This is a genomic window from Brevundimonas diminuta ATCC 11568, from assembly GCF_000204035.1.
Classification (GTDB): Bacteria; Pseudomonadota; Alphaproteobacteria; order Caulobacterales; family Caulobacteraceae; genus Brevundimonas; species Brevundimonas diminuta.
This window is the reverse complement of sequence record NZ_GL883086.1, coordinates 2,172,623-2,178,401: the sequence shown is the minus strand read 5'-3', so window position 1 is coordinate 2,178,401 and position 5,779 is coordinate 2,172,623. Positions and strand designations below refer to the sequence as shown.

Genomic DNA, 5,779 nt, shown 5'->3' with positions numbered 1-5,779 from the left:
CCCGGCTTCTCCGTCACCAGCCACTGGCCGTCCGGCAGCAGGGCCAGGCCCCAAGGGTGCTCCAGACCCTCGGCCACGACGGCGTGCTGCATGGCGATCGTGGTGCTGACCGACGGGGCGCGGGTCTGGCCTTCGAGCGCCGGCTTCTGGTCCGGGTTGTTGGGCGGGCGGGTCTCGACCGGCGCGCCGGTGGCGGCGGAGGACGGCGCCTCATCCTGTCCATTGGCCCCGCAGGCGGCGAGAGCCAGGGCGGCGGCGGAAGCGGCGAAGAGGGCGGGGCGCAGCATGGCGGTTCCTGAACAGCGTGGCTTTGAACGGTCAGGATGCCGCCTCGACGCGCTTTGCGCGAGCCGAAACGCGCCGCGACCGATAGTCCCGCACGAAATCCGCATCGAAGCGGCTTGAACCGGAGAGAAGGCGGCGATATACGCACCCCTCTCGTGCTCAGGGGTCGTTCTCGATCCGGCGCGATGCTCCGTAAGGGGTTGGGTAGCTCAGATGGTTAGAGCGGTGGATTCATAACCCACAGGTCGGCGGTTCGATCCCGCCTCCAACCACCACGGATTTCCTAAGGATTTTCCGGTCGTCGTTCTTTGCAGGTTGGCCGATTCTGAGCGCGGTTGTGCAGCCGTATGAAGTGGCTTCAGACGATCAGGTCGGAATGATTTTCGATCAACTGCCGCAACGCGGGGTGGCCCGGCAGGTCATATGCGACGGAGATCTTGGATCATCTGAAGTTGGCTCGGAGATTGACCTGTGGCGCGGGTATCTTATCGTTTATTATTGAGCGTGTTGGGACGCGCCGCGCGATTATGACGCGCAAATGGGCGGCAGTTAGTGCTGGGGCTCAATTCCAAGAAGACCCGCCGTCTTCAAGAAGACGACGGGCCGGAATTTCAGTCTCGGGTATTATTGCTGCTATTGGAATTTCTTAGGGTAGTTCGGTAGCTCGGCGCAGGCCCCATAACCAAACATCCACATAATGGCGCATCCGAGTTCATAACCGGCTTCGCCGCGCTGGGAGTAGCGAGAGCTGGCTTGGGCGGCGCTTGCCGCAGACGAGAGCATCAGGGCCGCGCAGGCTCCGGCGATCAGTTTCTTTTTCATAGTAGCCTCCCTCTACTGCTCACTCATTGTGAGCATGAAAACTCTACACTATGAGCTCTCGTTGTGGTTGTGGCAATTCGCCGCTACATGACCATCGTTATCTCGCAATGCGCTGAAGGCGCGGGGCGTGCATGCGCCTTATCCTTGCGGAATCCGGGTCGCCGCTCCGGTGATCTTGCAGACGTAGTCGGTCTGCGGACGACCCGTCTGGCGGCCGGTGGGCGAGATGATGCCGCCGCGCTCGCGGCATTCGGCGTCCAGCTTGTCCATTTCCTGCTGATAGGTCGGCAGCGGATGGGGCGAAGCGCAGGCGGCGAGCGCCAGCGGCGCGACAATGACGGCGACGAGGAACAGGGGGGCGCGCATGGGAGTCTCCTTCAACCGGTGAACGAGCGGCGAGACGGAATGATCCCCCTGAATCCGTCTCGGAGCAAGGCTAGGCTTTCGGCGTCTCGTCAGCCCGCCAGAACGCCCAGATGCTCCAGCAGGATCTTCAGGCCCAGCGCGATCAGGGCCACGCCGCCGACCAGCTCGACGATCTTGCCCAGCCGCGCGCCCGCCGCCTTGCCGACCAGAAGACCCAGGGTCGCCAGGGCGAAGGTGGTGAAGCCGATGCAGGCGGCGATCAGCCAGATGTTCGCGTCCAGCAGGGCCAGGCCGACCCCGACCGCGCCGGCGTCGATCGAGGTGCCGACGGCGGTGGCGACCAGGGCCAGCAGGCCGCGCGACGCGGCCTTGCCGCCGGCGTCAGCCGCCTCGACCTCTGCTTCGTCGCGCTTCAGCGCCTCCCAGATCATCTTGGCTCCGACCGCGCCCAGCAGGCCGAAGGCGATCCAGTGGTCGATCGCCGCGACGAAGCCGGCGGCGGCCACGCCTAGGGCGAAGCCGATCAGGGGGGTGATGGCTTCGATCACGCCGAACACCAGGCCCGAGCGCAGGGCCTGGGGCACTGTCGGTCGGTGCTGGGCGCCGCGCCCGATGGCGGCGGCGAAGGCGTCGGCGGACATGCTGACGGACAGGACGGCGATGGCGACAGGGGACATCATGGGAAAACACACTCGGCCGGACGCATGACAGCACGCTCCACGCACGGGCCGGCCCCGCAGGTGCAGCATGCTGGTCTCGCTAGGCGGAGGTGATCCGCTGATCGCGCCATGCTCCTGACGACAGGAGCAAGTGTGTTGACGCGACCCCGGCTGGGATATGCCGGAAGCTACTCCCCAACGGCCGCCCCTCTAACGCCTCGTTCCGAGTCTATCAACCCGCGCATGGCCAAAGGCGACAAGACGCCCCATCTGTGCTAGACGCCGCCGCTTCACTCTTCGCCGCAGGACATCCGCCCTTGAGCATTTCGCTCGATCTCTCGCGCGCCAGCGCCCCGGTAAAGACGCCCGTCAACCTCAGCGGTCTGACGCGCGACGAACTGCGCCAGGCCCTGATCGACGCCGAAATCTGTCCGCCCGAAAAGGCCAAGATGCGCGCCTCCCAGGTTTGGCGCTGGATCCACCACTACGGCGTCACCGACTTCGCCCTGATGAGCGATGTGGCCAAGGACACGCGCGCCAAACTGGCCGAGGCTTTCACCCTGGCTCGCCCCGAGATCGTCGAGCGTCAGGTGTCCAAGGACGGCACCCGCAAATGGCTTATCCGCACGGCGCCGGGCATCGAGATCGAGACCGTCTACATCCCCGACGTGGGCCGGGCCGGCGCCCTGTGCGTCTCGTCCCAGGTCGGCTGCACCCTGAACTGCACCTTCTGCCACACCGGCACGCAGAAGCTGGTCCGCAACCTGACCACGGCCGAGATCGTGGCCCAGGTCCAGGTGGCCCGCGACGACCTGGACGAGTGGCCCTCGCCCAAGGAAGACCGTCGCCTGTCGAACATCGTCTTCATGGGCATGGGCGAGCCGCTCTACAATCTGGACCACGTCGCCAACGCCATCGACATCATTTCCGACAATGAAGGCATCGCCCTGTCGCGGCGCCGGATCACCGTATCGACTTCGGGCGTGGTGCCGCAGCTGAACGCCCTGGGCGAGCGCACTGCGGCCATGCTGGCCATCAGCCTGCACGCCACCAACGACCCGCTGCGCGACCAGCTGGTGCCGCTGAACAAGAAGTATCCGCTGGATCAGCTGATGGCCGCCATCCGCGCCTATCCCGGCCTGTCCAACGCGCGCCGGGTGACGTTCGAATACGTCATGCTGAAGGGCGTCAACGACAGCCCGGCCGAGGCGCGCGCCCTGATCAAGCTGATCGAGGGCATTCCGTCCAAGGTCAACCTGATCCCGTTCAACCCCTGGCCCGGCACTGACTATCAGTGCTCGGACTGGAAGACGATCGAGACCTTCGCCGCCATCCTGAACAAGGCCGGCTACGCCTCGCCCATCCGCACCCCGCGCGGCCGCGACATCCTGGCCGCCTGCGGCCAGCTGAAGTCCGAGAGCGAAAAACTGCGGGCTTCGGCGCGTCTGAAGGCCGAGCGCGAAGAGGCGGACGCAGCCTGAGGTCCGACCGTCCGTCTGGACGCTTTGTCCGTCGACTGTGGCGCGGGCGCCCTAGCGGAATGGTCAGGCTTTCGGGCAAGGGTGTTTTGGTTTCGTTCCCCTTCAGGCTGGGAGGCTAGGGTTCGTCGTCATGGAGACCTCGTCGTTGCCGGGCGTGCTGTCGACGCCTGAACTCCAGGCGTTTGCGACGGGCTTTCCGATCCTGATGCTGCATCTGGCCGTGACCTTCGGCCTGCTGGCGGCGGGGGCGGCGGTCTATGCCCTGCTGACGCCGTGGCGCGAGATCGCTCTGATCCGCCAGGGCAATCCGGCCGCCGCCGTGGCCTTTTCCGGGGTGCTGGTCGGCCTGGCCATTCCGCTGGCGGTGTCCCTGTCGGTGTCGACCTCGATCCGCGACATCGCCATCTGGGGCGTGGCGACGGTGGTGCTGCAACTGCTGGCCTTCCGCGTCGTCGACTTCCTGCTGCACGGCCTGCCGCAACGGATAGAGAAGGGCGAAACCTCCGCCGCCGTGGTCTTGGCCGGGGCCAAGCTGTCGACCGCCTTGATCCTGGCGGCCGCCCTGACGGGTTGAGGGGGCGGCCTTGCGCTTTCCCCATCTTCCTGACTGGACCATCTACGCCGCCGTCATCGGCGTGATCCTGATCGCGTCGCTGAACCGGGGCGAGCGGGCTGATGCGCCCCACGACTTCCATGCCGAAGAGCCGACAGGACCGTTGCTGGGGCCGATCACCCCCTTTGATCCGTCCGTCACCGTCGACACTTCGGACGAGCACGAGCCGGTGTCGGGCACGGCCTTCTCCATCGCCGGGGACGGCCGCTGGATCACCGCCCGCCATGTGGTCGAGGGCTGTCGCAAGCCGGCCCTGGTGATCGACAAGACTCGCGCCCTGGCCGCCGACGTGCGCCTGGCGGCGCGGGCGGACGTGGCTCTGCTGCTGACCGACGGCGGGCCGCCCGCCCTGCCGATCGCGCCCGAGGCGCCGCTCTACAAGGGCCAGCGCGCTTTCCATCCCGGCTTCCCCCAGGGACGGCCGGGCGAGGTGGCCTCGCGCCTGATCGGCCGCGAGACGCTGAAGATCAGGGGCCACCGCTCCTATGACGAGCCGGTGCTGGCCTGGGCCGAGGCCGGACGCACGCGGGGGCTGAAGGGCACGCTGTCTGGCCTGTCCGGGGCGCCGGTGCTGGATCGTCGCGGACGGGTGCTGGGCGTGACCATCGCCGAGTCGCCCAGGCGCGGCCGCATCTACACCACGGCGCCCGACACCTTCGTGCCCACCGTCGGCGCCCAGCAGCGCGCCGACGAAGCGGCGCTCGGCCAGGCGGTGACGACCCAGAACTACGGCGCCGTCTCCGACCGCCTGCGGCAGGATTTGCGCGTCGCCCAGGTGGTCTGCCTGACGACGTGAGCGAATGATTTTCCTCCCTGTTCGCGAAGCGGACGGGGAGGTGGATCGGCGGCGAAGCCGGCGAGACGGAGGGGCCGCTTGGTTCCGCCGTCCTAGCCCCTCCACCGCTTTCGCGGTCCCCCTCCCCATTTGCATGGGGAGGAAAAGATCGCCCGGCGCCCTACTTCAGCGTCGCGCTGTCCAGATTGAGTTCGGTCAGCGGAATGACCTCGACGTTCGGATACTTGGCCCGCAGGCCGTCGATGAACTTCGAGGCGTCGCCGACCACGACCAGGCTGGCCCGGTCGGTCGGCAGGTGTTCGGCGAAGGCGGCTTCGACCTGCTGCGGCGTGACCGCGCGGACGCGCCCGGCGTAGTCGGCCAGGTCGCTCATCGGCAGGTCGTAGAGGGCCAGGTTGGCGACCAGGCCGCCCAGGCCGTCGACCGTCTCCAGCGAGCGGCCGAAGGCGCCGATCAGGGTGGCGCGGCGCGGGGCCAGTTCAGCCTCGGTCGCCGGGGCGTCGCCCAGCTTGCCGATCTCAGCCAGCATCAGCTCGACCACCTCGGTCGCCGACTCGTTCTTGGTCTGGGTCGAGGCGGTGAAGACGCCCGTTTCGGCCCGCGCGCCCAGCGCCGATCCGGCGCCGTAGGACAGGCCCTTCTCGATGCGGATCTTCTGGTTCAGCCGCGAGGAATAGCCGCCGCCCAACAGGGTGTTGCCGACCGTCAGCGGGAAGAAGTCGGCGTCGGTGCGGCTGACGCCGCGAGTGACGAAGGT

General features: G+C 67.3%; 7 protein-coding genes, 1 tRNA gene, 1 pseudogene and 1 riboswitch. Of the genes and pseudogenes, 4 read left to right on the top strand and 5 right to left on the bottom strand.

The window, feature by feature from the left end:
• Positions 1–284 (bottom strand): annotated as a pseudogene (locus BDIM_RS18155) (PQQ-dependent sugar dehydrogenase); the annotation flags it as partial.
• Positions 285–483: 199 nt separating this feature from the next.
• Here BDIM_RS18155 and BDIM_RS14450 point away from each other — a divergent pair.
• Positions 484–560, top strand: a tRNA-Met gene (locus BDIM_RS14450).
• A gap of 358 nt (positions 561–918) precedes the next feature.
• Here BDIM_RS14450 and BDIM_RS17660 read toward each other — a convergent pair.
• From BDIM_RS17660 to BDIM_RS14440, 3 genes are all read right to left on the bottom strand, one after another.
• Complete coding sequence (locus BDIM_RS17660) at positions 919–1,107, bottom strand: hypothetical protein (protein ID WP_112999566.1); 189 nt, start codon at positions 1,105–1,107, stop codon at positions 919–921.
• Positions 1,108–1,245: 138 nt separating this feature from the next.
• On the bottom strand, positions 1,246–1,473 hold the full coding sequence (locus BDIM_RS14445) for a hypothetical protein (RefSeq protein ID WP_003166330.1): 228 nt from the start codon (positions 1,471–1,473) through the stop codon (positions 1,246–1,248).
• Positions 1,474–1,562: 89 nt separating this feature from the next.
• On the bottom strand, positions 1,563–2,153 hold the full coding sequence (locus BDIM_RS14440; RefSeq protein ID WP_081461917.1) for a manganese efflux pump MntP: 591 nt from the start codon (positions 2,151–2,153) through the stop codon (positions 1,563–1,565).
• Positions 2,142–2,331: riboswitch (yybP-ykoY riboswitch) on the bottom strand. It overlaps the preceding gene by 12 nt.
• A gap of 118 nt (positions 2,332–2,449) precedes the next feature.
• On the opposite strand from BDIM_RS14440, the gene rlmN reads away from it, so the two are divergent.
• The 3 genes from rlmN to BDIM_RS14425 all read left to right on the top strand — a co-directional run bounded on the left by rlmN (position 2,450) and on the right by BDIM_RS14425 (position 5,022).
• Positions 2,450–3,613 (top strand): dual-specificity RNA methyltransferase RlmN, encoded by a 1,164-nt coding sequence (rlmN, locus tag BDIM_RS14435; RefSeq protein ID WP_003166327.1) that lies wholly within the window; start codon positions 2,450–2,452, stop codon positions 3,611–3,613.
• A gap of 130 nt (positions 3,614–3,743) precedes the next feature.
• Entirely contained in the window at positions 3,744–4,187 is a 444-nt protein-coding gene (locus BDIM_RS14430) for a DUF350 domain-containing protein (RefSeq protein ID WP_003166326.1), read from the top strand.
• A gap of 10 nt (positions 4,188–4,197) precedes the next feature.
• A complete protein-coding gene (locus BDIM_RS14425; protein ID WP_003166325.1) occupies positions 4,198–5,022 on the top strand; it encodes a S1 family peptidase in 825 nt (274 codons plus the stop codon).
• A 160-nt stretch (positions 5,023–5,182) separates the two neighbouring features.
• Here BDIM_RS14425 and BDIM_RS14420 read toward each other — a convergent pair.
• A partial coding sequence (locus BDIM_RS14420) for a M16 family metallopeptidase (protein ID WP_169312158.1) occupies positions 5,183–5,779 on the bottom strand: 597 nt, incomplete at its 5' end.